The sequence below is a fragment of the Nonomuraea roseola genome (assembly GCF_039535395.1).
Taxonomy (GTDB): Bacteria; Actinomycetota; Actinomycetes; order Streptosporangiales; family Streptosporangiaceae; genus Nonomuraea; species Nonomuraea roseola.
The window spans coordinates 2,158,205-2,180,216 of the sequence record NZ_BAAAXC010000015.1; the positions used below are offsets into that span (position 1 = coordinate 2,158,205).

Here is a 22,012-nt window from a genome sequence, read left to right on the forward strand (position 1 = left end):
CCGTCCTAGAGCAGGGGTTCGACCAGCAGGGCGATGCCGAAGACCGCGAAGGCGGCGGCGGCGCCGTACCTGATGGCCTTCTCCGGCAGGTGCTTGCCGAGCAGGCGCCCGACCACGATGGCCAGGGCGTCGGCGGCGACCATGCCCACAGTGGAGCCGATCCAGGTGCCGAGCCATCCGTGCTGCGTGGCCAGCGTGATGGTGGCCAGCATGGTCTTGTCGCCCAGCTCGCTCAGGAAGAAGGCCACCGTCACGGCGATCACGGCGTTCCTGGTCGTCCGCTGGGCCTTGCGCGACTCCTCCTCGGTCAGCTCGTCGCCGCGCAGTGTCCACAGGGCGAAGCCGAGGAAGGCGATGCCCGCGACGATCGAGATGGCCGTGGTCGGCAGCGCGTCGCCGATCAGCCCGCCGACGGCCACGCTGGCCAGGTGCACTGCCGTGGTGGCGATGGTGATGCCGGCCAGCACGGGCCAGGTCTTGAAACGGGTGGCGAACGTCATGGCCATCAACTGGCTCTTGTCGCCCAGCTCGGCTACGAAAATCACGCCAAGACTGATCCAGAACGCTTCCAACGGTCCTCTTTCGTACAGCCGGACCTGAAGCGACCTGGGGAAGCACGACTTCGGCCCGGCATGGCTGCCAGGCCGAAGGTCTCGTCCGCCTGTTACAGGCTCGCGTAGCCGGGCAAAAGAGCCAGCATGTCGACCACGCGGATTGTGGACTACTCCCCTTCGGGCATATCGGACTGAGGATATCACCATGGTCAAGCTGTACAGACGCTGGCTGCTGGAGATGTGGAACGGCGACTTCGACCTGGCCGACGAGCTGGTGTCGGACGACTTCGTCGGCCACTGGCCCGGCATGGACGTGCACGGCCCCGACGGGCTCAAGCGCGCCCTGGAGCAGGGCCACGCGCCGTTCACGAACGTGATGGTCACGCTCGACGTCGGCCCGATCGTCGACGGCGACACCGTCGCAGCCCGCTGGACGTTCGAGGGCGACTACACGGGCGGCATCCCCGGCGTGCCCCTTCCCGAGAACGCCCGCGTCGCCTTCAGCGGCCACGACATCCTGCGCGCCGAGAACGACAGGTTCGTGGAGTACTGGGTGATCTCCGACACCCGCTGGATGCAGGGCTAGAGCGCGCAGCCGACCATCACGGGCTCGTTGACCAGCGTGACGCCGAACTTCGCGAGCACACCGTCGCGCACCTCACGGGCCAGCGCGATCAGGTCCGCGGTGGTGCCGTGGCCGTGAGGGTTGGTCAGCGCGAGCGTGTGCTTGGTGGAGATGCGCACGGGACCGCGCGTGTACCCCTTCGGGAACCCTGCCTGCTCGATCAGCCACGCCGCGGGCACCTTGACCGAGCCGTCCGGCATGTCGAACCGGGGGGATCCGTCGCCCAGCGCGGCGGCCTGCTCGGCGGAGACGATCGGATTGGTGAAGAAGGAGCCCGCGCTGCGGGAGTCGGGGTCGTCGGGGTCGAGGACCATGCCCTTGCCCCTGCGCAGCCCCAGCACCGCCTCGCGCACCTCGGTCAGCGCGGCCCGCTCGCCCACGCGGTTCACCAGCTCCTGGTAGGTGAGCGGGCCCGACGTCGCCGAGACGTCCAGCGCGAAGGTGACGCCGAGCACGACGTAGCGTCCCAGGTCTCGCTTGAAGGCGCTGTCGCGGTAGGAGAACCCGCACCTGCGCGCCTCCACGTCGACCACCTCGCGCGTGCGCCGGTCGAAGACCCGCACGCACCGCACCGTGTGGGCGACCTCCTGGCCGTAGGCGCCGACGTTCTGGATCGGCGTCGACCCGACCAGCCCAGGGATGCCCGACATGCACTCGAGCCCCGACCAGCCCTCGGCGACCGCCCGCGCGACCAGGGGGTCCCAGTCCTCGCCCGCCTCGGCCTCGACCACCACCTGGCCGCCGTCGCGCGAGACCGTCACCCCGCGCGTGGCCACCTTGACCACCAGGCCGTCGAAGCCCTGGTCGGACACCACCAGGTTGCTGCCGCCACCCAGGATCAGCGTCGGCTCACCACGCCTGTCGGCCTCGGCCACCAGCGAGACCAGCTCCTCGGCGGTCGTCGCCTCCTCGTAGGCGCGAGCGGGCCCGCCCAGGCCCAGCGTGGTGTACGGCGCGAGCAACCTCAGGTCTCCCATAAGCGACAAGCCTACGAGGAACGCAGCATGCGCAACACGGCCTCGTAGTTCCTGCGCGCCTCCCTGTCCCTGTATTCAGGGGAGACGTCGTGGTAACCGTGGTGACGCTCCTGCCGTACGGGCAGCCGCGCGTCGGGCACCACCAGCGGCCCCTCCAGCGCGAGCGACAGCACCAGATCGGCGTTGCGGTAGTAGCGCACCTTCTCGGGGAAGGCCCGCAGCGCCGCGCCTCTCCGCACCGCCATCAGGTACCCGAGCAGCGCCCGCACCCGTCCGGGCCCCGACTCGTTCCACTCCGTGTCGTTCTCGCCGGGATCCACGCCCTTCCACCCGGCGGCGACCGCCCCGTCCTTGACCGCCTTCACCAGCGGCGTGAGCGCGTCTCCCTCCAGGACCGTGGACGTCTCCATCAGCACGTGCACGTCCGCGGTGTCCAGCTGCATCAGCTTGGTACGGGCCGCGCCCCAGCCCGCCGTACCTCCCTGCCAGTGCGGTTGCTCGGCCACGTGCCACGCGGTGATCCGCTCGGGGTGACGCTCGGCCAGCTGGTGCAGCGCCTCCCCCGCGCCGTGCACGTTCCCGAGGTCGAGGGCGAGGATCGGGGCGCTGGTGTGCTCGAGGACCGACTCCAGGCACCTGCGCATGTCGTCGGCCCATCCGTCGACGATGACCCCCACGCTCGCGGTCACGCCGGAGATCTCGACCCGCTGCCGCTCCAGGTCGACACCCGCGATGTCGAGCCTGTTCGTCGCGAGGCCGGCGTCCCAGGTCCGCTGCGCGTGCAGCATGTCGTCACCGGGGTCGCCCGTCTGGCCGGGGTCGCCCGAGAAGCCCAGCTCGGCGGCGGGGTTGATCTTGTCGAGGCCGCTGCCCTTCTCGCCCTCGGTCTCCGTCATCGCCGAGACCGGGACGGAGCGCACCGACGGCCACTGCTCGAAGGGGGGTTTCACGGTCAGCTCGTAACCGTCGGCCGAGTCGCGGACCTGCCAGCCCGCCTGCTCGATCTCCTGACGGAGGACGTCGGCGGCGGCGTAGTCGCGCACCGCCCTGGCCTTGACTCGCCGCTCGGCGAGCTCGGTGACGTGTCTCGGGGCTTCACTCATATCCCACGACTACCCACTCACCCTGACGAAAGTCAGCGATCACCCGAGCTGGTTTCCGTACGCGGGGCGGCCACCGTATTCGCGGAAGGACGGATGACGCCGGCTGCCGGAGGATGAATGAACCCGGCGGCCCCGTCACCGCAGATGACCGGTACCACCGCCGAAGGCGGACACCGGCGGGGCCGTCACCGCAGAGGACCGGTACCACCGCCGAAGGTGGACACCAGCGCCCCATCAGCGCGGACAACCGGTACCGCCGCCGGAGCTGCACACCGGCGGCTTCGTCACCGCGGACGACCGGAACGAGCGGGGCTGCCGGAGCAGGCCCGAAGCAGCAGGGCCAGGTCAGCCCGCCAGGCAGAACCTCATCGGCGATCAGGCGCAGCCCCGCGGCCCCCTCCACGCGGGCGGGAGGCGCAGGTCCCTCGGCCGCTTGGACCAGGAGCAGGTCCGCCCTGCCGCCACACCATCGCGGGGATCGCCCGGGGCACACGAGAAGACACGCGCCCTCACGGACGGCGCTCTCGACCGTGTGCCCCGGATGCCCCTCCCGGCGACAGCCGGCGAGGTAAGAGCCTGGTTCAGCGGTAGTTCGTGAACTGCGCGGTGCATGATCGTGAACTCGACGCGAGTGGTGATCTAGGCTCTGGCCTGGGCATCCGGCTCTCGCTATGCCTCGTCCTCTGTCGTCAGCGGCGCTCCTGTGATCCGGTGTGCTGGGTGACCTGCGGCGATGCTAAGCATCGATAGAGCAATGCCTTGATCATCTCGCGTATGTCCCACACCTGGAGGTTATCGGGAGGCGCAGCCCTAGCTTTGTGCTGCACATGTAGCAGCCGCTCGAAACGGGATATCTTCTTCACCATGAGTGCCCAATACGCATGGTCTGAACGCTTCCCCGCAAGGCATTCGGCGACCGAAGGCCCTGATCGCTCAGCGTTGAACACTGACAGCGATCTGCATCCCCCAGCTACCGAGGCAAAGGTCCGCCAGCTTGAAGAGCAATTGGGCATGGAGCTGCCGCCGAGTTACCGGCAGTTTCTCCTGTTCGCCAATGGGTGGGGTAACGCCGATGACTGCCGCCTGCTGCGTGTCGAGGAAATCGGCTGGCTTCGTGATGTCGCCCCCTCGGTCGCCGAGAGCTGGTCAGCACCCAAGCCCGAGAACTCATGGAGCGTGCCCGACGAGCTCTACTTCGTCTACGGACACGAGCAAGTCTCCGGCAACATGAGAGGGGAGTATGTATCCGATACCCTTCTAGCCGGGTATTGGGACGACGGAGTCGTTCTCCTCAACCCCCACGTCAAAACTCCTGAAGGTGAGTGGGAAGCGTGGTATCTCGCGCCTTGGCTAGCCGGCGCCAGTCGTTACACGTGTTTCTGGGACCTCATAGCGTACGAGCTCAGGATCGGCGCCTAAATGAGGGCACGCCCGTCTCGAGGTTGAAAAGCTGCGAATCAAAGCTAATCAGGTAAGGAGTGATGTGCTGCTGCTCTTTCTTTAGCGGGCGGTAGACGTGATCACTGCTTAGTATTCTTGACCTACTGAGGTGCCTGGAATGATATTGCCTCCGGTTTGTTAGGAACCTGATCGCCGCGACCATGCTTTAATTGCGCATGAGTGCTGGGTTCGAGATCAGTCTCGAACCCAGCACCCAAGCACTACACCGATTACTACTCGATCATCACCCAGAAAGAGTTCTCATTGCCGACTCGGAATTCGGCGTAGAATCTATTCAGGGCATTACCCTGGTCTCGGTTTTGTTTTGCGTTGAGCGTACGAATCGAGAAGTCCCACTCAGTGCTCGCGGCTCCCTCTAATGTGGCTGCGAATGGATACTCGTCACAGTTCAGGTCGCTCCAGTCGGCCCCGGGGGCAATGTACTTTTCCCATTGATAGTATTTGCAATAGTTGCTTCCCGGATTCTGCGGCCATACATAGTCTTTCACGTCGCCGCGGTCGGCAATGAAGGAACGTCGCGAGAAGACGAGCCGGTTAGACATATTCCTGATCTTGCTTGTGGTCCTGTGTAGTGGTTCGCCTGCATCGCTCCCGACAGGAGCCGCCCAGTTCCCCGGGATTTTCTTGGGCTGCTCATTGCCAATGATATTCCTGCTTGGCGGATTCGGGACCTCGTACTCCCCTTCACGTTTAGGCGGGTTGGTATTCTTGTTCGTGGCGGGGTTGAGAGCGTCCTTGATGTGCTGGGCCACTTCTGGGAATTCAGTGCCACTTTTCGTGGACATGACGAATACGCGTTTCGACCTGGTGTTGATACAGCCGCCGACGCGATCCTCAACCTGTGAGTCACCCGCGCCGAACGCGAGGCTATCGCAGCGGAAGTGGGGCATCCACCGCTTCCAGCCCGTGGGCACCCCCTCACCCTCGCGTGCGACGCCGACCCACTCGCCGTTAACGTCAATGACCTTCTGGCTGAAGAGGGGCAGGCGCAACCACTCCACCCCAAGGTCGGTGTAAAGCACGACCTCGGGATGGAACGCGCAGGTGACTACGCCCGGATTGTCGATGGTCGTTCGAATCTTGAAGGGATCGTACGAGCTGGATTGCCAGGTAGAGATATCCTTCTTCTTTTCTCCGTCGCCAGTAGTGCAGCCCTCATCTGTGAGAGGAGGATCCGGAATATATAGTCTCGTTGTGATGGGCATGCCACTCAACTGGTTTCCGGGCTTGACCACGCGCCCGTCTTCACCGATGAGCGCGAAATCATCGAGCTGGATGAACATCTTCATGTCCGTCGGCTTGATGCCGTCTCCGGCGACCCCATCCACCACACCGGTCCCGGTCGCGTTTCCGAGATAGCTGTGGATGACTACCGTGGCCCGGAAGCGGAGGGCGAGGTCTTCATCGAACGGCTCAGCCACCTGCTTGCAGGCCCATTTGAGGACCGGATTCTTGAACAGGCTCTTACAGCCGGCTTTCACTAGTCTGCCGGTCGATTCGTCCTCTACGTAGTCGTTCACTTGGAGGTAGGAGGACCAGCAGGAGTTGTACGGCAGCTCGCGGATTCGCGCATCGTACTCGCCGTGCCCGGTTTCGCTTCCGCTGACCTGGCATGTTTGCAGATTGATGCGGTCATAATCGAAGTCGCTGGTTACAACCGCAGCTTGCGTAGACGCGGTCTTCTGCGGTGCGGTCACAGCCACAGGTGCCGAGACTGTGACCGATGCGATCACACTGGCGACCTCATCGGCGCTGAACGGGCGCTGGTAGATTTGAACCTCGTCGATGCTCCCTGCCATCGCCGCGCCGATCCGTAGCGGGGCTTGGGCGTTCCAAGCGGGGAAGGACAGCTGCGCTGTCCCGGCCTGTGCACCGTTCAGGTACAAGGTCGCCGTTTTGGTGGACGCGTCGTACACGCCCGCCAGGTGGAACCACTCGTCCACGGGCGGTTCGATCCCGGACAGCACGCCTTCTACCGTCGCACCGGTGGTGTCGGCGCTGGTGAAGGTGAACACCAGTCCGTGGTCGGCGGTGCTGCCGAGGCGGAAGGGCGCCTGGTGGGTTCCCTTCTGCTCGAGGACGGTGTAGTCGCCGTCCTTGTCGCTCCAGCGCAGCCAGGCGGCGGCGGTGAAGCTCTGGTCGGTGCGGATCACCGGCCCGGCCGTCTGCGCCAGAGGCTCCTCACCCGGCTGGATGACGTCGACGGTCATCTGCTGCCAGTCCGACCAGGCCGAGGAGGCGTCGCCGGCGACCGCGCGCAGACGCCAGCGCATCTTCCACCCGTCAGTGAGCGTGTCCGCTGGGACGGCGATGCTCGCCTGGGTGCCGGAGGCGACACCGTCCACGGCGCCGGCCCAGATCTGGCCGGTGCCCTGACCGGTCGCGGCCGGGTCGTGCTCGATCTCGGCCTCGGCACGCAGGGCCTGGCCGGTCGGGTGGGTGAGGGTGGCCTGCAGTGTGGGGGTGAGCGTGTCGGTCACCGTCACGCCGTCCACCACTTTGGACGGGGTGATGGTCAGGCCGGTGGCGGTGGGTTTGGGCAGGCTGACGGTGAAGGTCTGCCAGTCCGACCAGGTGGAGGCGGCGGTGGATGAGACCGCGCGGGCCCGCCAGCGGGCCTTCCACCCGTCGGCCAGCTTGTCCGCCGGGATGGCGATGTTCGCCTGGGTTCCGGCTGGGACGTTGTCGGCGCTGCCGGTCCAGATCTGTCCGCTACCCTGCCCAGCGGGTGCGGCGGGGTCGTGTTCGACTTCGGCCTCGGCGCGCAGTGCGCCGCCGACCGGATCGTTCACCTGGACCAGCAGGCTGGGGGTGAGGGTTGGGGTGACGGTGGTGCCGTCCACCTGCTGGGACGGGGTGACCTGCAGCGCGCCAACGGCCGGTTCGGAGACCGGGTCCGGCACGTCCACGGTCAGGAGTTGCCAGTCCGACCACAGCGAGCCGGCCGTGGTGGCGGTATTCACCGCCCGGACCCGCCAGCGCACCTTCCACCCGTCGGTGAGCTTCCCGTCGGGGACGGCGATGCTGGCCTGGGTGCCGGACGCAACGTTGTCCACAGCGCTCGCCCAAATCTGGCCGGTGCCCTGCCCGGTCGAGGCCGGGTCGTGCTCGACCTCGAACTCCGCCCGCACCGGATGCGCGGCCGGGTCGGTGACCGTGGTGTGCAGGGTGGGGGTCACGCTCGTGGCCACGGTGATGTCGTTCACCACCTGTGAGGGGGTGACCTGGAAGGCGCCGACCGTCGGGTTCGGCACGTCGACCGTGGCCGTCTGCCAAGCCGACCACACCGAGGTGGTGGCGGCGGTGGCGTTGACCGCACGAGCTCGCCAGCGGACATTCCAGCCGTCGGCCAGCTTCCCGGCGGGGATACTCACCGTGGCCTGGTCACCGGACGTGACCGCCGGAGATGCTCCGGCCCAGATTTGGCCGGTGCCTTGGCCGGTGGCGACGGGATCGTGTTCGACCTCGAACTCGCCGGTCAGGTTGCCGCCGACGGTGTCGGCGACGGTGGCGGCCAGTTGCGGGGTGAGCGAGGTGGTTACGGTCGTGCCGGCAACATCCTGCGCCGGGGTGATCGTGAGATTAGCGATCGTGGGGGACGATGCGGGCGCGTTGGTCGTGACGACCAGCTTGGGCGGGGCGTTCCATTCGCTGTCGTCGGAGGAGGCGTACATCCGCCATTCGATGGTGGTGTTTTCGGTCGGAGCCTTCAGCACCAGGCCGTGGTTGGCCGCGCCTGCCGCCCAGTCTTGGCTGATGCCGGTGATATTCCATTCCGTCGGAGTCAGGGTGCTCGTGCAGTCGATGGATGTCTTGTTGATTTGGGCGTCTTCGGTGGTGAAGGCGGGCTTGTTCGCCCAATAGAGGTTGTTCTCATCCCAGGCGCCGGTCACCCGGGCCGCCTGGACACCCTGCCCGACTGCTGCTCCGCAGGTCTTGGCATCGATGATCGACATCGACAGCTTGGCATCGGTGATGGTCTTGCCCACGAGCGAGGAGGTGTCGAAGCGCAGAAGGGCGCGCATCTTCTGGCCTGTTTGCACACCTACTGGCAGGGCGTTGCTGGTCGGATAGGCCGGGGAGTCGACTGTATCGGTGCTGAGGACACTGAGGTCGTTGTTGACCGGCAGCGTCGTGGTCGGATCCACCCGGACCGGATACACCGTCTTCGGGTCCGACAGGAACGCGTGGTCGGGCTTGAGCACCAGCTCTGTGCGCCCGGGCTTGGACACGACTTGGGTGTCGATGACCGCGTGCTTGGCCAGCGGTAGGCGGCCCTTGGCGCTGCCGTCCCACATGATCGGCTGGGGGGCTGAGGCCACGAGCTTCTTGTCCTTGGCCTTCAGCAGCAGCCGTCCGCCCTTGCCCTCAGACAGGGTCAGGCCGTCGCTCTCTACGCCGATACGCAGTTCCAGCGGCTTCGACGGCCGCTGCCGCAGCACCACGTCGTGCCGGAACCCGGTCGGCAACACCGTCACCACCAAGTCGGCGCCCACGCCCGCGGCGTCGATGTAGGTGGCGACACTGCCCTTGATGCTCGGCTTGGGCAGCGGTGTCGGCCAGCGCAGCGCGTACGACTTCCCGTCGGCCGACATTTTCACGAACGGATCCGTGCCACCGGCCGAGATCTCCACGGCCGCGCCCTCGGCCAAAGCCTTGGGCCGCAGCTTGCCGCCCTGCTCAGCCAAGGTGGTGTCAATCGCCACCCAGCCGCTGCCCTGCTTGGCCCGCACCGGACCGGCCGTGACCTCGGTCTTGAACGTCTTCCCGTCCGGCTGGGCGTAGGTGATGCTGGTCGCGGTCGTCTCGTCGGCGACCTCGACCGCCTTGCCCTGCTTGGCCGCCGCCTGGGAGGCGGCGATCCGCGCCTGCGACGGCACGTTGGAGACCGCGTTCCCGCTCTTGCCGACGATCCATGACGCCGTGTCGTGCAAGCTCGCATCGTGATCGTTGCCCGACGAGTCGGCAGCCGTACGGCCGTCCCCCTCATCAAACGTCCAATGGCCGGCTGCCTGATCGATCGTCCGGAAGGACCAGGTGTAGGGAGCCATCGCGTTCTCCCACGGGTCGATCGCTCCTGATACCTCAGCGGTGTACGCCGTACCGGGGTGGAGCGGCTGCACGGGAGCAAAAGTCGCGATCTTCTTGGTGTCGTCCAGCGTGGTGGTGCCCTGGATCTGGACGCCTTGCGCGCTCTTCACCACGAACTGTGGATCGAAGATCTCCTCAGAGAACGTCACCCGCACCTGGGAGCCTAGGGAGACATCGGTGGCGCCGCTGGCTGGCTCTGTCGCCAGCACCCGTGGCGGTGTCGTGTCATCACCCTCGGGATTGGTGGTGTCGTCGCTATCGCCGGGATCCGGCACTGCGGGGGAGAGTTTGTCGGTTCTGATCAAGGTGCCTTCACTGTCCCGCTGCCCTTCATTTGCAGCGATCAGCTCATCGCTCAGCGGTTCGATCAGCTCGTCGAGTTCTGGCACGTAGACGGATTTGGTGAGAGCTTCCTCGTATTCAGGAATCGAGGTGAGCGGCTCCCGTGAGGTGGTGACCACCGTCTCCAGGCGTGGCGGCGTGGGTGCCTCGAAGTCGACGGTGAGGATCGGAGGGTGGAGTTGCCCCTTGCAGGCCTCTAGCGGGGTGCTCCTGCAGCCGCCTGCTTCGTCGGTCCGGTAGCGGCGCCAGTTGGTGCTGTCTGATTCGCTGCCGGCAGTGAGTTGGACGCCGTAGTTGGAGGCGCCGTCCGACCATGCCTGGACGATCTCGTCGATCGAGTAGACCAGGTCCCATTCTTTGCCTGCCCAGCTCGCGGCTCCGCTGGTGCAGTTGGGGCTGTAGGCGGCATATTCGGTGATCTGGCCGGTCGAGGTGACCGACGGCTGGCTGTTCCACGTCATGGTCGCTTCGTCCCAGGCCGACGTGATCCGCCGGGTGGTGACGCCGGAGCCGACGTAGGTCCCACAGTCGTTGGACAGGTGGTTCCACAGGATCAGGTCAGCGTTCTGTACCTTGAGGCCGCGGAACTCGGCGGGCATGTCGGGGAACTTGATGTAGCTGCGCCAGCGCACGGTGCCGCTGTTGGACTTGCCGACCAGGATCCGGTCCAACCGGAAGTTGTCCCAGCTGTCAGGATAGTCCGCGTCATTGACGAAGGTGTCCCAGCCCTGTTTGGGCAGGCCGCCTGCGCCGGTATGGGTCTCCCACCAGTCGGCTGCTACGGCCGCCATGGTCACGGGATAGGTGACCGCAGGGTCGGCCAGGAATGCGGCATCCGGAGCGAACACCAGCGTCTTGCCGTCGCCATCGAGACTGACAGCGGCCTTACCGACTTTGCCCGCGTCGATGGGGGCGTAGGCGTCGGCGGCCGTGACGTCCTGCAGGAGCGTTGGCCGCACCTCGGTCAGCGTCTTGCTGTCCTTGCCCACGATGATGGGCTGGCCTTGGGCATTCTTACTGAAGGAGAGTCCGGCGGGCAGTGCTACCGGCATCTTGAAGGTGACCGGGCCGGTGGGCCGTTCGGTGATGATGACCTGCTGCCGGAAGCCGGTCGCGGTCGCGGTCACCACGAGGTCGCGGCCCTTGCCGTAGGCGGCTGGGTATCGCGCGGTGTTGCCCTTCAGTGTGGGCTTGGGCAGCGTCGAGGGTGTGGTGATCTTCGCGGTGTCGGCGCCTGTCGTTGCTTGGCTCTTGAGCAGAGTCTTGTCCTGCCCGGCAGACAGCGTGAGGGTGCCGTTGATCGCCTTGGGTTTGATCACGCCGGCCTGTTCGACGAGCGTGGTGTCGATCGGGGTGAAGCCCTTGCCGTCGGTGTTCTTGACCCGGACTGGCTGGCTGTGCAGTTCCATCCGGAGGGTCTTGCCGTCGGGGTTGGCGTAGACGGTGGCGGTTTCTGAGCGTAGCGACTCGATCTCGACGCGACGGTTGTCCTTCTTCGCCTGCGTCAGCGCTTTGCTGGTGGGGGTGGCGGGCGCGTTTGGCGGGGGCGTCGTGGGGATGCTTGTCGGAGTGGTGGTGGTGGGGGGTGGCGTGGGGCCCTGCGCGATTGCGGGTGCGCTCATTAGCGAGAGCGGCAGCGTCAGAGCTGCGAGCAGGGCCGCGCGACGACGCGTCCGGACGGATAAGCCCGACGCTGTTCGTGATGTGTTCACTCCAGCCTTTCGAACAAAATTGGCAAAACGGAGTGATCATCACATGTGTTGCGATCTGATGTAAAGATCCTTTTCGGTGGCGGAGAGGGTGGGTTTCGGTGAGCATCGGGCGTGTGGTATCACTACTGGCGCCGCGAGCAGGCAGGAGGTTGGGGCCACGCTGAGCGGGCAGGAACGGCTCGGTCAGAGGTGCGATTCCACGCCAAATGCCGGGGTCATCGACAGTCGGAGCATTCGCGGCCCCGAACGCCCAACCGGCTATGGCCAGCACCGAAGTGAGCGATCGTTACGGCCCCTACCACAACGACATCGATGAGAGTCTTTTCGTCTTGCGAGGCTTCGCCCGGTGATCGAAGTTGCTGTGCGCTGCTGTCATCGTTGGCACCCAGCGCTGAGGCCAGACGAAGTATGACCTCAGTGTCGATCACCCCGCTACGGCGGGCTCCAGCCAAGTGAGCGATCTCTAAGGCCCTACGAGGCTCGCCGTGCTGTGCGACACGGTTCAGATCAGGCGTTCCAGGAAGACCGTGACCGTCAAGGTCGCGATGCTGGCGACGATCAGGTCGACAGCCCATCGTAGATTGCGGTGCTTGAGCACGGCGATCTTGCAGGCCAGGAGGGCATCGTTGGCCAGGGCCAGCTCGTACCTGCCCGCCTCGGCCTCCTCGACGTGCATCAGGTCGATCAGGGCCTCAGGTGTGGGTGCCTGGGCATAGGTGATGATCCTGGGGCCGCCATGTTTGGGGATTCTCGGGCGGACGGTGTACAGGATCAGCATGACGGCGATGGACAGCATGATCAGCGCCATCACGACGCCGACGCGCCCGATTCCTGGGAATTGGGCGGGGCCGGTCAGGATGAGGGTGACGAGCACGCCGTACGCGACACCTCCCCAGGACAGCAGGAGACCGGCTCTGGTCTCGCTGGCCCGTACCAGTTCGACGTAGGCCGTCTTGTTGACGGCGTCGAGCCTCTCCCTGAGAGCCGGAGCGATGTGTTTGTCAGGTGCACCGATGTCGCCTTCGAGGCGGGGAGTCGGTGTGGTCGGGTCGTGCTTCATGGTGAGCGCCTCCTTCACCCGAACCGTTGGCCGGTGGGTGCCCGAGGCCGCGACGCGTCCCGGGCGTGGGCGGGCGGTGTGAGTCAGGCCACCTTCGACGGTACAGCCAGTGGAAGAAGTCGCCGCAGGTCACCCCGATTACGCAACAGCCGCTGGTCGGATCGATCATGGCCTTCGGCTGCTCGCGGTGGCGTCCGTACAGGACTGATGGCCGGCGGTGCCGTCAGAGATTCACCGTGCCCGATGGCAAGGCCCGACGAAGGAGGGCCGCGGCAGCCGATCGCCCTGGCTACGGCGAGGAGCGAAGTCAGCGATCGTCACGGCTGACGATGAACAGGTGCACGAAGACCCGATCGTCTACCGAGGCGGCCGTTTCGCTCGGTGTCGGGGGCGCGTTGTCGCAGGCTGTGCAGGACTTACTACAGTGAAGAGAGACGGTCGGCCGCTCATCTTCCCGTCTCGACCACAGGACCGGACATGACCGATGTCATTGTCATCGGCGCTGGCCCAGCAGGCGCCTTCGCTGCTCATCGCGCCGCGGACCTGGGCGCTCGTACCACTCTGGTGGCCCGCGACGAGTTCGGCGGGATGGCGGCCAACGACGGCCCCGTACCGGTCCGCACCCTCGCCCATGCGGCCCGGTTGCTGCGGGAAGCACACCAACTCGACCGGTACGGCATCACCGGGGACGGATTTCGTCTGGACTACCCGCGGCTCCTCGCCCGGGTACGCGAGGTCGTCCACGACGTCCGGACACAATCGGATCTGCGCGATCGCGTCGATGGTCTGGGGGTGACAGTCCACGAGCATGCAGGGACGGCCTCCTTCGTCGATCCGCACACGGTCGAGACCAGCGGGGGGCTGCGACTCCACGGCGATAAGATCATCTTGTGCACGGGCGGCGTCAGCCGGCCGCTCACCGTTCCAGGCGCCGAGCTGACCCACACCCACAGCGACGCCTGGGCGTTGCGCGACGTCCCTCCGTCCATGCTGGTGATCGGCGGTGGCGCGACCGGTGCGCAGGTGGCCTCCATCTTCACGGCCTTCGGTTCACGCGTCGAGCTGTTCGAGAGGGGGCCTCGCATCCTTCCGACGGAGGACGACGACGTCTCGGCGGTCGTGGCCGAGGCTTTCCGCGAGCGCGGCATGGTAGTGCGGGAGAACTTCGACGCCATCGAGTCCTTCGACAAGACATCCGATGGCGTGCTGATGCACTTCACCCAGAACGGCGCACCCGCCAGTGCCGAGGCGGCGCTCGTCGTCGTCGCCATCGGCTGGACCGCGGCCACCACAGGACTCAATCTGGCGGCGGCGGGTGTCGAGACCGACGAACGCGGCTTCGTGCGCGTCGACGCCTACCAGCGGACCTCCGTCCCCCACATCTTCGCCGCGGGGGACGTCACCGGCCGGCTCATGCTGGTGCCGCAGGCAAGTCAGTCCGGGTTCATCGCAGCGACGAACGCGGTACGCGGACCGGCAGTTCCCATGTGGGACCAGGTCAGCCCCATCGGCAGCTTCACCGACCCCGAATATGCCCAGGTGGGCCTCACCGAGACGAAGGCCCGCCAGGAGCACGACGTGATCGTGGCCACCGTCGGCCTCGATGCCGCCACACGTCCCGTCATCGATGGCCGGACCACCGGATTCTGCAAGCTCATCGTCGACAGGACCAGCAACCAGATTCTCGGTTGCCATGTCGTCGGCGAGCGCGCCGTGGAGACCACCCAGCTCGCCGCTGTGGCGATGACCGCTCGGATGCGGGTCGATGAGCTCGCCAGGATCCCCCTGTCCTTCCCTACCTATGCAGGCATCGTGGGGCGCGCCGCCTACATCGCCACCCGCCGCCTCGAACAGGACGCGGGCAGAGACCTGAACGAGGCGTCTTGAAGCTTGGGACGCCGGCAGGTGGCTTGTGCGGTCGCGGGGGCGGCTGCGGGTAGACATCCGCGACGAGCTTTGACGCAATACCGCACTATGAGACAATTGGGACAGTCGGGTCACTTCAGTACTTCAGCCTCCCCCATCCAGTAGGACGACGTAGGGGGATCGGTATGGAGATCAGGCCGCAGGCGGTCGTCATCCCGAAGGAGACCGACCATCTGGAGCAGGGGAAATACGGCCCCATCTTTCCAAAGACGCCGGCGTGCTACGGGTTCACCATCATTGCGAAGGTCAAGCCCGGCCGGGCCGACACCATCCGCAACTACGGGAACACGCTCGCCAAGGCGCTGGAAGCCGATCCGCAGTTCCTCGCTCCGCTCAAGCTGCACTACCTGCGCTGGGTGCTCTTCGACGACGACACGCGATTCATGTACCAGGGCATCTTCGACACCGACTTCGACAAGTACACCGAAGACGCCATCGCGCTCTTCACCCAGGCGGGGCTGAACACGGCCTTCGAGAACCTGGAGGGCTTCCCCGAGGACTGGAAGACCAACCCGGAGGCGTTCATCACATTCGTTCGCGAGCACCATTGCCCGAGCTTCATCGAGTACGGCGAGTACCCGTACTTCACCGCCGACGAGATCAAGAAAGCTCTGAAGATCAAGAGCTCCCTGTCGGAGATGCTCGACCAGCTGCAGTGACATCCGCCAGCGCCACCCGGAGACGAGATGAGCGAGTCCAGAACCGCGCGCACCTACAACCAGAACCATGCGCCGCGCCCCTACACCCCCGGCCGGCGGCGGTTGAGCATCTACGTGGCTTGGAGCTATCCCGCCGAAGCCGGCAGGAACGTGGCCGAGCTGGACAACCGCTTCTCCACGATGACCGAAGTGCGCCGCGTGACGTGGCCGGCCTACGAGGACCCGAAATGGTCGGACCCGCTGCGCTTCCAGCAGGGCATCGCCGGTGGGCTGGAGCTGTTCTTCTGGGGCTGGCTGCCGTTCCAGCAGTTCGTGGAAGAGAGCACCGGGTACCCGGTGCCCGTGTACCAACGCGTCGATCAGGCGGGTTTTCATACGCCGCTGGATGAGCGGGTGCTGGCCGACACCGACACCCTGTTCGTGTGGGGACTGGATCACATGATCACCGGGCAGGACGCCACACCTGCGGAGATCGATGCGGTGCGCGAATGGCTCACCCGTGAAGGAACCTGCCTGGCTCTGGGGCCGCATCATGACGTCGGCGCAACGGACGACATGGCGGTGCGCGACATGGAGTACCGCCACCACGGCGACGCGCTGGTGCCCCGTCAGCAACGCTTCGGCAGGTACACCCGCTCGCTGATGGCGGGGCTGGGGACGCCCGTCGAGAACCGCTACGGGCTGCGCCCCGCCGTGGCGGAGGGGAACAGGAGCGCGCCCCTGTCCATCGCCAGGGATCTGGACACCAAGGGGTGGCTGGACGGCGTGTCCAGCTTCAACTTCCACATGCACCTGCCGCACTACGCCGTGACCACCGACGACCCGAACGTCATCCACGTGCTGGGCAGGCAGCCGATCGACATGTCCAGGCCGCCGCACCCGTTCACCGAGGCCGGCAACACCGAGTTCAACATGTTCCTGTGGATGCCGCCAAGTGGGAACCGTGCCGGTGACGTGATCTTCGCCGACACCACGATCTTCAGCTCCCTGTTCGGCGTCGACGAGAGCCTGCGCACGTTCTGGAACAACATCGTCTCGGCGAAGTAGCACGGCAGGGAGGCGGGTTCCGGTGAGCGAGCAAAACCAGGTCAAGCTCGAACTCGACGACATCCAGCGTGGGGTTCTCAGCCCCCGGCCGAGCCCGTACGCGGCCACCTACATCCTGTTCCGCATCGACGACCGTAGGCACGGGCGGGAGCTGATGCGGCGCGCGAGCGCCGTGGTGACCTCGGCCGCCGACTCGATGAGCCCTCTGGGCGAGACGTGGGTCAGTATCGCCCTCACCTATCACGGTCTCAAGGCATTGGGCGTGCCACAGGAATCGCTGAGCACGTTCGCCTGGGAGTTTCGGCAGGGGATGGCCGCACGGGCGAAAGCGCTGGGCGACGTCGGCGAGAACAGCCCCGAGCACTGGGAATCGCCGCTCGGCACGCCTGACGTCCACGTGGTGCTGGTGGCGCTCGCGCCTGACAGCGCGGAGTTGGAGGCCGCCATCGATCGCGCCCGCCCGGCGTATGAAGCCCTCTCCGGCGTGAAGGCGATCTGGCGACAGAACTGCCACGCGTTGCCCACCGAGACCGAACCCTTCGGCTACCGCGACGGCATCAGCCACCCGGCCGTCGAGGGCAGCGGCATCCCCGGATCCAACACGCTGGAGGAACCGCTCAAGGCCGGTGAGTTCGTGCTCGGGTACCGCGACGAACTCGGCGGCCTCCAGGCCCCGACGCCCGAGGTGCTCGGGCGCAACGGCACCTACGTGGTCTTCCGCAAACTCCACCAGCGGGTCGCCCTGTTCCGGCAGTACCTGAAGGACAACTCCACCAGCCCCGAAGACGAGGAACTGCTGGCCGCGAAGATCATGGGACGCTGGCGCAGCGGCGCGCCGCTGGCGCTCAGCCCGGACCGCGACGATCCCGCCCTCGACGCCGACCCGTACCGCAACAGCTTCCTCTACCAGAAGGACGACCCGGCGGGGTTCATCACCCCCGGCGGCTGTCACATCCGCCGGGGCAACCCCCGCGACGCGGCGGTGGCGGGCGTGGTGAGGCTGCACCGGATGATCAGACGCGGCACCGTCTACGGCCCGCCGCTGCCCGAAGGCGTCCTGGAGGACGATGGGGTTGATCGGGGGCTGATGTTCGCGTTCGTCGGAGCGCACCTCGGGCGGCAGTTCGAGTTCGTCCAGACCGAATGGATGAACGACGGCGTCTTCTTCGGCGCGGACGACGCCAAGGACCCCGTCGTCGGCTTCAGCGACGGCTCCGGTGACTTCACCATCCCCCGGCGTCCTGTACGTCGGCGTCTGCTCTCGCTGCCGTCGTTCGTCCTCACACGTGGTGGCGAATACTGCTTCATGCCGGGGCTGACCGCGCTGCGCTGGCTCGGCGATCTCACCGGCTGATCATGACGACGCTGCTCTTGCACGACAGGGGAGTCTCATGCCTACGTTGCAACTGCTGTTCAACGCCGTCACCGTGATCTTCATAGCGACCACCATGTTCGCCGCCGGTCTGGGAGCGACGCTGGCGGCCCTGCGCGCCGTGTTCGCGAACGTCCTGCTGGTCCTGCTGGTGCTTCTGGCCAACCTGATCGCCATCCCGCTGCTCGGCTGGGGCGTTGCCGCGCTGTTCGGCCTGCCCTCGGCGGCCTTCATCGCGCTGCTTCTGATCGCTTCCTCACCTGGCGGGCCGTTCGGAGCGAAACTCGGCATGGTGCAGAACGGGGACGTGGCCGCGGGTGCGGCGATGCAAGTACTGCTCGCCGCCATCGGCAGCATCACCTTCGGTCCGACCGTGAACGTCGTCCTCCAGGCGGCGAATGTGGGTGGCGGCGTCGCGCTCGACGTCCCCAAACTGATGCTGACCGTCGTGATCCTGCAGCTCGCACCGTTCGCCGTGGGATTGATCGTGCGCCACTACGCGCCGTCCACAGCGCTGTCGTGGCATCCTGCGGCCGCCAAGACGTCGAACGTGACGTTCCTCATCGTGCTGGCGGGCATGCTCTTGGGCAACTGGCGCGACGTCGTCGCGCTGATCGGCTCTCTCAGCCTGCTCGCGGGCTTCGTCTTCGGCGGCGTCGCCTTCGCTCTGGGCACGGCCCTGGCCACCGGACCGTGGACCCGCCGCACCACCATGGGCGGAGTCGCGGCGGTGCGCAACGCGGGGCCGGCGCTCGCCGCCGTGGGCATCGCCTTCGGCAACGAGCCGGCCATCCTGGGAGCGCTCGCAGCTGTACTTCTGAGCGGCCTGGCCGCAGCCCTCCCCACCGCAGCGGTGCTGAGCCGTCGCCGGGCGACGCCACCGCAGGAAGGGCGACCATCTTCCCAGCCCCTACGCCAGAGGCGCTGATCGAGCAACTGAACGCCCAGAAATGGGACGTGTGACCAGATCACGGCCGCTGACGCCATCGATCGTCCGAGTTGTGCGCAACTGAGGAACGAGGAGGACACGATGCAATGACGACGATCGTTGAGACGACCGGGGGTCAGTGGGCAGGGGTCGAACTGCCGACCTTCCGCTTTTTATGCGGACCAATTCCTGATCGTCTTGCCCACGCGAGGTCAGGGCGTGGTGGGCGGGTGCCACCGTCCGCTGGCGGAAGCCGACGTTGTCGTCAGCGGTGTCGTCGTCAGCACCACCCTGTCCGGCGGCAAGACCCGACGAAGGAGGGTCGCGGCAGCCGATCGCCCCGACCCTGAACCTCGGGTACCGAAGTCAGCGATCGTCACGCCTCCACGCGATGACCTCTTGAACTGAAGCCTCAGGCCGGGGCCTTTGCCGTGCGCAAGATCTCGATCGCCCCGATGACGTCGCCGACTACATGGTCCGCCTGGCCCTGGTGGTCCAGATCGGTTCCGATCCACACCGTTCGCAGCCCGGCGCCTCTCCCTCCGGCGATGTCGGCACTCAACCGGTCACCCACCATCCACCCGCCATCGGCCAGACTCACCCCGCAGCGCTGGGCGGCGATCTCGAACAGTGCCCGGTCTGGCTTGCGGACGCCCTCCAGGCCGGACACCGCACAGCCATCGACGGCATCGGCGAGTCCGGTCTGTCGGAGCTTGCCGAGCTGATTGTCCGCAGCGCCGTTGGTGATGATCCCCACCCGCCGACCGGACGCCCGAAGCTCGGCTATCCCGGCCATCACCTCTGGGCGACACCGCACCAGGTGCGGCATGTGGCTGCGGTAGGCAGCCCACAGATCCTCGACGGGGTCGTCGAGCGCGAACCGCTCCCGCACCATGCCGAAGAACGTTTCCCGGTGGGATGGGCCTCCGCGGTTCAACTCCAGCAACCAATCGACGGCATCGGGGCCGAGATCCTGGGCGTCGGTGAACTCCTGCGCCCAATGTCCGAAGGCCGCGTCCAAGTCGATGAGCGAGCAGATCGGCCGCCAGCTGCTGATGCCCGAATACCTACCGAGGCAGGAAGAACGACGCTCAGCAAGTCACGTCACAACCTGGAGGCCTTGGCGCCAGGTGGGGTGTGCCGGGTGCCAGCCCAGTTCGCGCTTGGCCTTGGCGTTGGATGCGCCGCGCAGTTCGGTCATGAGCACGACGCCGGCCTGTCCGGCGGCCAGCCGTCCGATGAACCGCGGTACGCGCATCGGTTTCTTGGCGCCCAGCATCGCTGCCAGTTCCGGCAGCCATTCGGCGACCGGGGCGGGGTCGTCATCGACGATGTTGTAGACACCGCGGCCGCCGTTCTCCACGGCTGCGACCGTCGCCTCGGCGGCGTCGGCGATGTGGACGAACGACCACACCCCGCCGCCGTCGCCGACGACCGGGAACTTGCGTTTGCGGATCGTCTCAAGCTGCTCGGAGCCTGGCGCCATGGAGGTGCCGGGTCCGTAGAACGCGCCGTAGCGCAGCACGATCCCTTCGGTCCAGGCGGCGCCCAGCACGGCCTTCTCCAAGTGCTCGATCGCGGCGATCATCGGGGCCATCTGGCCGGGTGAGCGATCCAGGGGGTCTTGTTCGTTCTTGACCGGCCCGCCGGTCCGGGTGTAGGTGAACGCGCCGTTGCTCGCGGCGACGAACCGTCGTACTCCTGTGGCGCGTGCGGCCGCGAGCAGGTTGTCGGTGCCCTCGATCCGCAGCCGGTCGGTGGCGGCGAAGCTGCGTTCGAAATGGCGGGTGTCGATGTGCCCGATGGCGGTCAGCTGGTGAACGATCACCTCCGGGGCCGCCTGGCGCACGGCCGCCTCGACCTGGGCGCGATCGAGCGCATCGGCGATGACCGGTACCGCGCCCAGCTGTGATGCCCTGGCCCTGCCAGATTCGCTGCGGATCATAGCGAACACCTCGTGTCCCGCATCGACCAGACGCGGCACCAGTTCCTTGCCCATCGCTCCGGTCGCTCCTGCCACCAGCACTCTCATCGTCGGCTCCCTTGCTGTCCGGTTCGGATTTGTCACTTGAACCGGATGGCCCGCCGTTTCCTGACAGGAGCCAGAGGTGATACACGTCACATCACGAGCAGGGGCTCCCCATGGCTGGCCGCCGCCCATTGCTCGGTCGCGCGTTCGAGCTTGTCGGGGTTTGCCTGGGTACGGCAGGCAGTGATGCCCTCGGCGGTGACCTCCAGGCACATGATGGCGACGACCCGGCCTTCCACGACGGCCACAACGGCGGGTTCGCCATTGGCGGCCCAGGCGTATATCTCGGGCGAGCCGCCGACGATGGCGCGCTTGGCCTCGGCGGGCTTGAACATGGCCCATACGAACTTCGCGACCGCGACGGCTCCCTCGAACGCCTTGGTGCGTGCCGGAACCTTCCCTCCGCCGTCGCCGATGGAGATGGCGTCCGTGGTGAGCAGGCGTACGAGCTCATCGGTCTGGCCACTGGTGGCGGCCGCGAGGAACTCCTCGACGATCCGTTGGGCGGCGGCCTCGTCGATTTCGCTGCGGGCTTTGCCGTATGCGACATGCTTCTTGGCACGGTGAAAGATCTGCTGGCTGGCAGCCTCGGTGATGTCGAGGATCTCGGCGATCTCCCGGTGCGGGTAGTCGAAGGCCTCCCGCAGCACGTACACGGCCCGTTCGTTGGGGGACAGGCGCTCCATGAGGGTGAGGACCGCGTACGAGACCGATTCGCGCTGCTCAGCGGTGTCGGCCGGGCCGAGCATCGGGTCCCCCACGAGCAGCGGTTCGGGGAGCCATCGGCCCACGTAGGTCTCGCGGCGTGCCCGCGCGGAGGTGAGCTGGTTGAGGCACAGGTTGGTGAGTACCTTCGTCAGCCAAGCCTCGGGGACCTCGACGCGGTCGACGTCGGCGGCCTGCCAACGCAAGAACGTCTCCTGCACGACGTCCTCTGCCTCGTGCGCGGAGCCGAGGAGACGGTAGGCGATGGCCTCCAGACGGGGCCTGGATAGCTCGAACCGGTCGACGTCACCCACCGTCAAAGGCATGACCTGATCATATCTCCGCAGTGCCTCCAGCTGGTCACGGCCCTTCTCGTCGCGAGCACCTCAAGCGCTTCGCCATCGTCGAACAAGAGATCGAC

Annotated in this window: 15 protein-coding genes; 7 read left to right on the top strand and 8 right to left on the bottom strand. The window is 66.5% G+C overall.

Features of this window, described 5'->3' with window-relative positions:
- Positions 1 to 5: 5 nt before the first annotated feature.
- Positions 6 to 572, bottom strand: coding sequence for a TMEM165/GDT1 family protein (locus ABFX55_RS33360; protein ID WP_346126621.1), 567 nt, complete (start codon positions 570 to 572; stop codon positions 6 to 8).
- Positions 573 to 759: 187 nt separating this feature from the next.
- Here ABFX55_RS33360 and ABFX55_RS33365 point away from each other — a divergent pair, with 187 nt between their 5' ends.
- On the top strand, positions 760 to 1,140 hold the full coding sequence (locus tag ABFX55_RS33365) for an ester cyclase (RefSeq protein WP_346126622.1): 381 nt from the start codon (positions 760 to 762) through the stop codon (positions 1,138 to 1,140).
- On the opposite strand, the gene ABFX55_RS33370 is transcribed toward ABFX55_RS33365, so the two are convergent.
- Positions 1,137 to 2,156, bottom strand: a complete 1,020-nt coding sequence (locus ABFX55_RS33370) for a UDP-N-acetylmuramate dehydrogenase (RefSeq protein WP_346126623.1) — start codon at positions 2,154 to 2,156, stop codon at positions 1,137 to 1,139. The genes ABFX55_RS33365 and ABFX55_RS33370 overlap by 4 nt on opposite strands.
- Positions 2,157 to 2,167: 11 nt before the next feature.
- Positions 2,168 to 3,259: a glycosyltransferase family 2 protein gene (locus ABFX55_RS33375; RefSeq protein ID WP_346126624.1), complete on the bottom strand. Its 1,092-nt coding sequence runs from the start codon at positions 3,257 to 3,259 to the stop codon at positions 2,168 to 2,170.
- Positions 3,260 to 4,198: 939 nt separating this feature from the next.
- Here ABFX55_RS33375 and ABFX55_RS33380 point away from each other — a divergent pair.
- On the top strand, positions 4,199 to 4,678 hold the full coding sequence (locus tag ABFX55_RS33380) for an SMI1/KNR4 family protein (protein WP_346126625.1): 480 nt from the start codon (positions 4,199 to 4,201) through the stop codon (positions 4,676 to 4,678).
- Positions 4,679 to 4,932: 254 nt separating this feature from the next.
- Here ABFX55_RS33380 and ABFX55_RS33385 read toward each other — a convergent pair whose 3' ends face one another.
- Both ABFX55_RS33385 and ABFX55_RS33390 read right to left on the bottom strand, forming a co-directional pair.
- On the bottom strand, positions 4,933 to 11,775 hold the full coding sequence (locus tag ABFX55_RS33385) for a DNRLRE domain-containing protein (protein WP_346126626.1): 6,843 nt from the start codon (positions 11,773 to 11,775) through the stop codon (positions 4,933 to 4,935).
- 592 nt (positions 11,776 to 12,367) lie between these two features.
- On the bottom strand, positions 12,368 to 12,925 hold the full coding sequence (locus ABFX55_RS33390; protein WP_346126627.1) for a Pycsar system effector family protein: 558 nt from the start codon (positions 12,923 to 12,925) through the stop codon (positions 12,368 to 12,370).
- Positions 12,926 to 13,306: 381 nt separating this feature from the next.
- Here ABFX55_RS33390 and ABFX55_RS33395 point away from each other — a divergent pair, with 381 nt between their 5' ends.
- From ABFX55_RS33395 to ABFX55_RS33415, 5 genes are all read left to right on the top strand, one after another.
- Entirely contained in the window at positions 13,307 to 14,812 is a 1,506-nt protein-coding gene (locus tag ABFX55_RS33395; protein WP_346126628.1) for a dihydrolipoyl dehydrogenase family protein, read from the top strand.
- 164 nt (positions 14,813 to 14,976) lie between these two features.
- On the top strand, positions 14,977 to 15,510 hold the full coding sequence (locus tag ABFX55_RS33400) for a hypothetical protein (RefSeq protein ID WP_346126629.1): 534 nt from the start codon (positions 14,977 to 14,979) through the stop codon (positions 15,508 to 15,510).
- 27 nt (positions 15,511 to 15,537) lie between these two features.
- Positions 15,538 to 16,557, top strand: a complete 1,020-nt coding sequence (locus tag ABFX55_RS33405; RefSeq protein WP_346126630.1) for a hypothetical protein — start codon at positions 15,538 to 15,540, stop codon at positions 16,555 to 16,557.
- A gap of 22 nt (positions 16,558 to 16,579) precedes the next feature.
- The gene (locus ABFX55_RS33410; protein WP_346126631.1) at positions 16,580 to 17,911 is read left to right on the top strand and encodes a Dyp-type peroxidase; all 1,332 of its coding nucleotides are present in this window, start codon (positions 16,580 to 16,582) and stop codon (positions 17,909 to 17,911) included.
- A 37-nt stretch (positions 17,912 to 17,948) separates the two neighbouring features.
- Positions 17,949 to 18,857 carry a bile acid:sodium symporter gene (locus ABFX55_RS33415; RefSeq protein WP_346126632.1) on the top strand — a complete coding sequence of 303 codons (909 nt, stop codon included), beginning with the start codon at positions 17,949 to 17,951 and terminating at the stop codon, positions 18,855 to 18,857.
- Between the two features lie 412 nt (positions 18,858 to 19,269).
- Here the strand turns inward: ABFX55_RS33415 and ABFX55_RS33420 are convergent, their stop codons facing one another.
- The 3 genes from ABFX55_RS33420 to sigJ all read right to left on the bottom strand — a co-directional run bounded on the left by ABFX55_RS33420 (position 19,270) and on the right by sigJ (position 21,905).
- Positions 19,270 to 19,878 (bottom strand): HAD family hydrolase, encoded by a 609-nt coding sequence (locus ABFX55_RS33420; protein ID WP_346126633.1) that lies wholly within the window; start codon positions 19,876 to 19,878, stop codon positions 19,270 to 19,272.
- A gap of 78 nt (positions 19,879 to 19,956) precedes the next feature.
- The gene (locus ABFX55_RS33425; protein WP_346126634.1) at positions 19,957 to 20,889 is read right to left on the bottom strand and encodes an NAD-dependent epimerase/dehydratase family protein; all 933 of its coding nucleotides are present in this window, start codon (positions 20,887 to 20,889) and stop codon (positions 19,957 to 19,959) included.
- A gap of 86 nt (positions 20,890 to 20,975) precedes the next feature.
- The gene (gene sigJ / locus ABFX55_RS33430) at positions 20,976 to 21,905 is read right to left on the bottom strand and encodes an RNA polymerase sigma factor SigJ (RefSeq protein ID WP_346126635.1); all 930 of its coding nucleotides are present in this window, start codon (positions 21,903 to 21,905) and stop codon (positions 20,976 to 20,978) included.
- Positions 21,906 to 22,012: the final 107 nt, after the last annotated feature.

Excerpts from the sequence above, each read along its gene's own strand:
- ABFX55_RS33400 (WP_346126629.1), top strand. The coding sequence starts at position 14,977 with ATGGAGATCAGGCCGCAGGCGGTCGTCATCCCGAAGGAGACCGACCAT.
- ABFX55_RS33385 (WP_346126626.1), bottom strand. The coding sequence starts at position 11,775 with ATGAGCGCACCCGCAATCGCGCAGGGCCCCACGCCACCCCCCACCACC.
- ABFX55_RS33370 (WP_346126623.1), bottom strand. The coding sequence starts at position 2,156 with ATGGGAGACCTGAGGTTGCTCGCGCCGTACACCACGCTGGGCCTGGGC.
- ABFX55_RS33365 (WP_346126622.1), top strand. The coding sequence starts at position 760 with ATGGTCAAGCTGTACAGACGCTGGCTGCTGGAGATGTGGAACGGCGAC.
- ABFX55_RS33415 (WP_346126632.1), top strand. The coding sequence starts at position 17,949 with ATGCCTACGTTGCAACTGCTGTTCAACGCCGTCACCGTGATCTTCATA.
- ABFX55_RS33405 (WP_346126630.1), top strand. The coding sequence starts at position 15,538 with ATGAGCGAGTCCAGAACCGCGCGCACCTACAACCAGAACCATGCGCCG.
- ABFX55_RS33425 (WP_346126634.1), bottom strand. The coding sequence starts at position 20,889 with ATGAGAGTGCTGGTGGCAGGAGCGACCGGAGCGATGGGCAAGGAACTG.
- ABFX55_RS33375 (WP_346126624.1), bottom strand. The coding sequence starts at position 3,259 with ATGAGTGAAGCCCCGAGACACGTCACCGAGCTCGCCGAGCGGCGAGTC.
- ABFX55_RS33390 (WP_346126627.1), bottom strand. The coding sequence starts at position 12,925 with ATGAAGCACGACCCGACCACACCGACTCCCCGCCTCGAAGGCGACATC.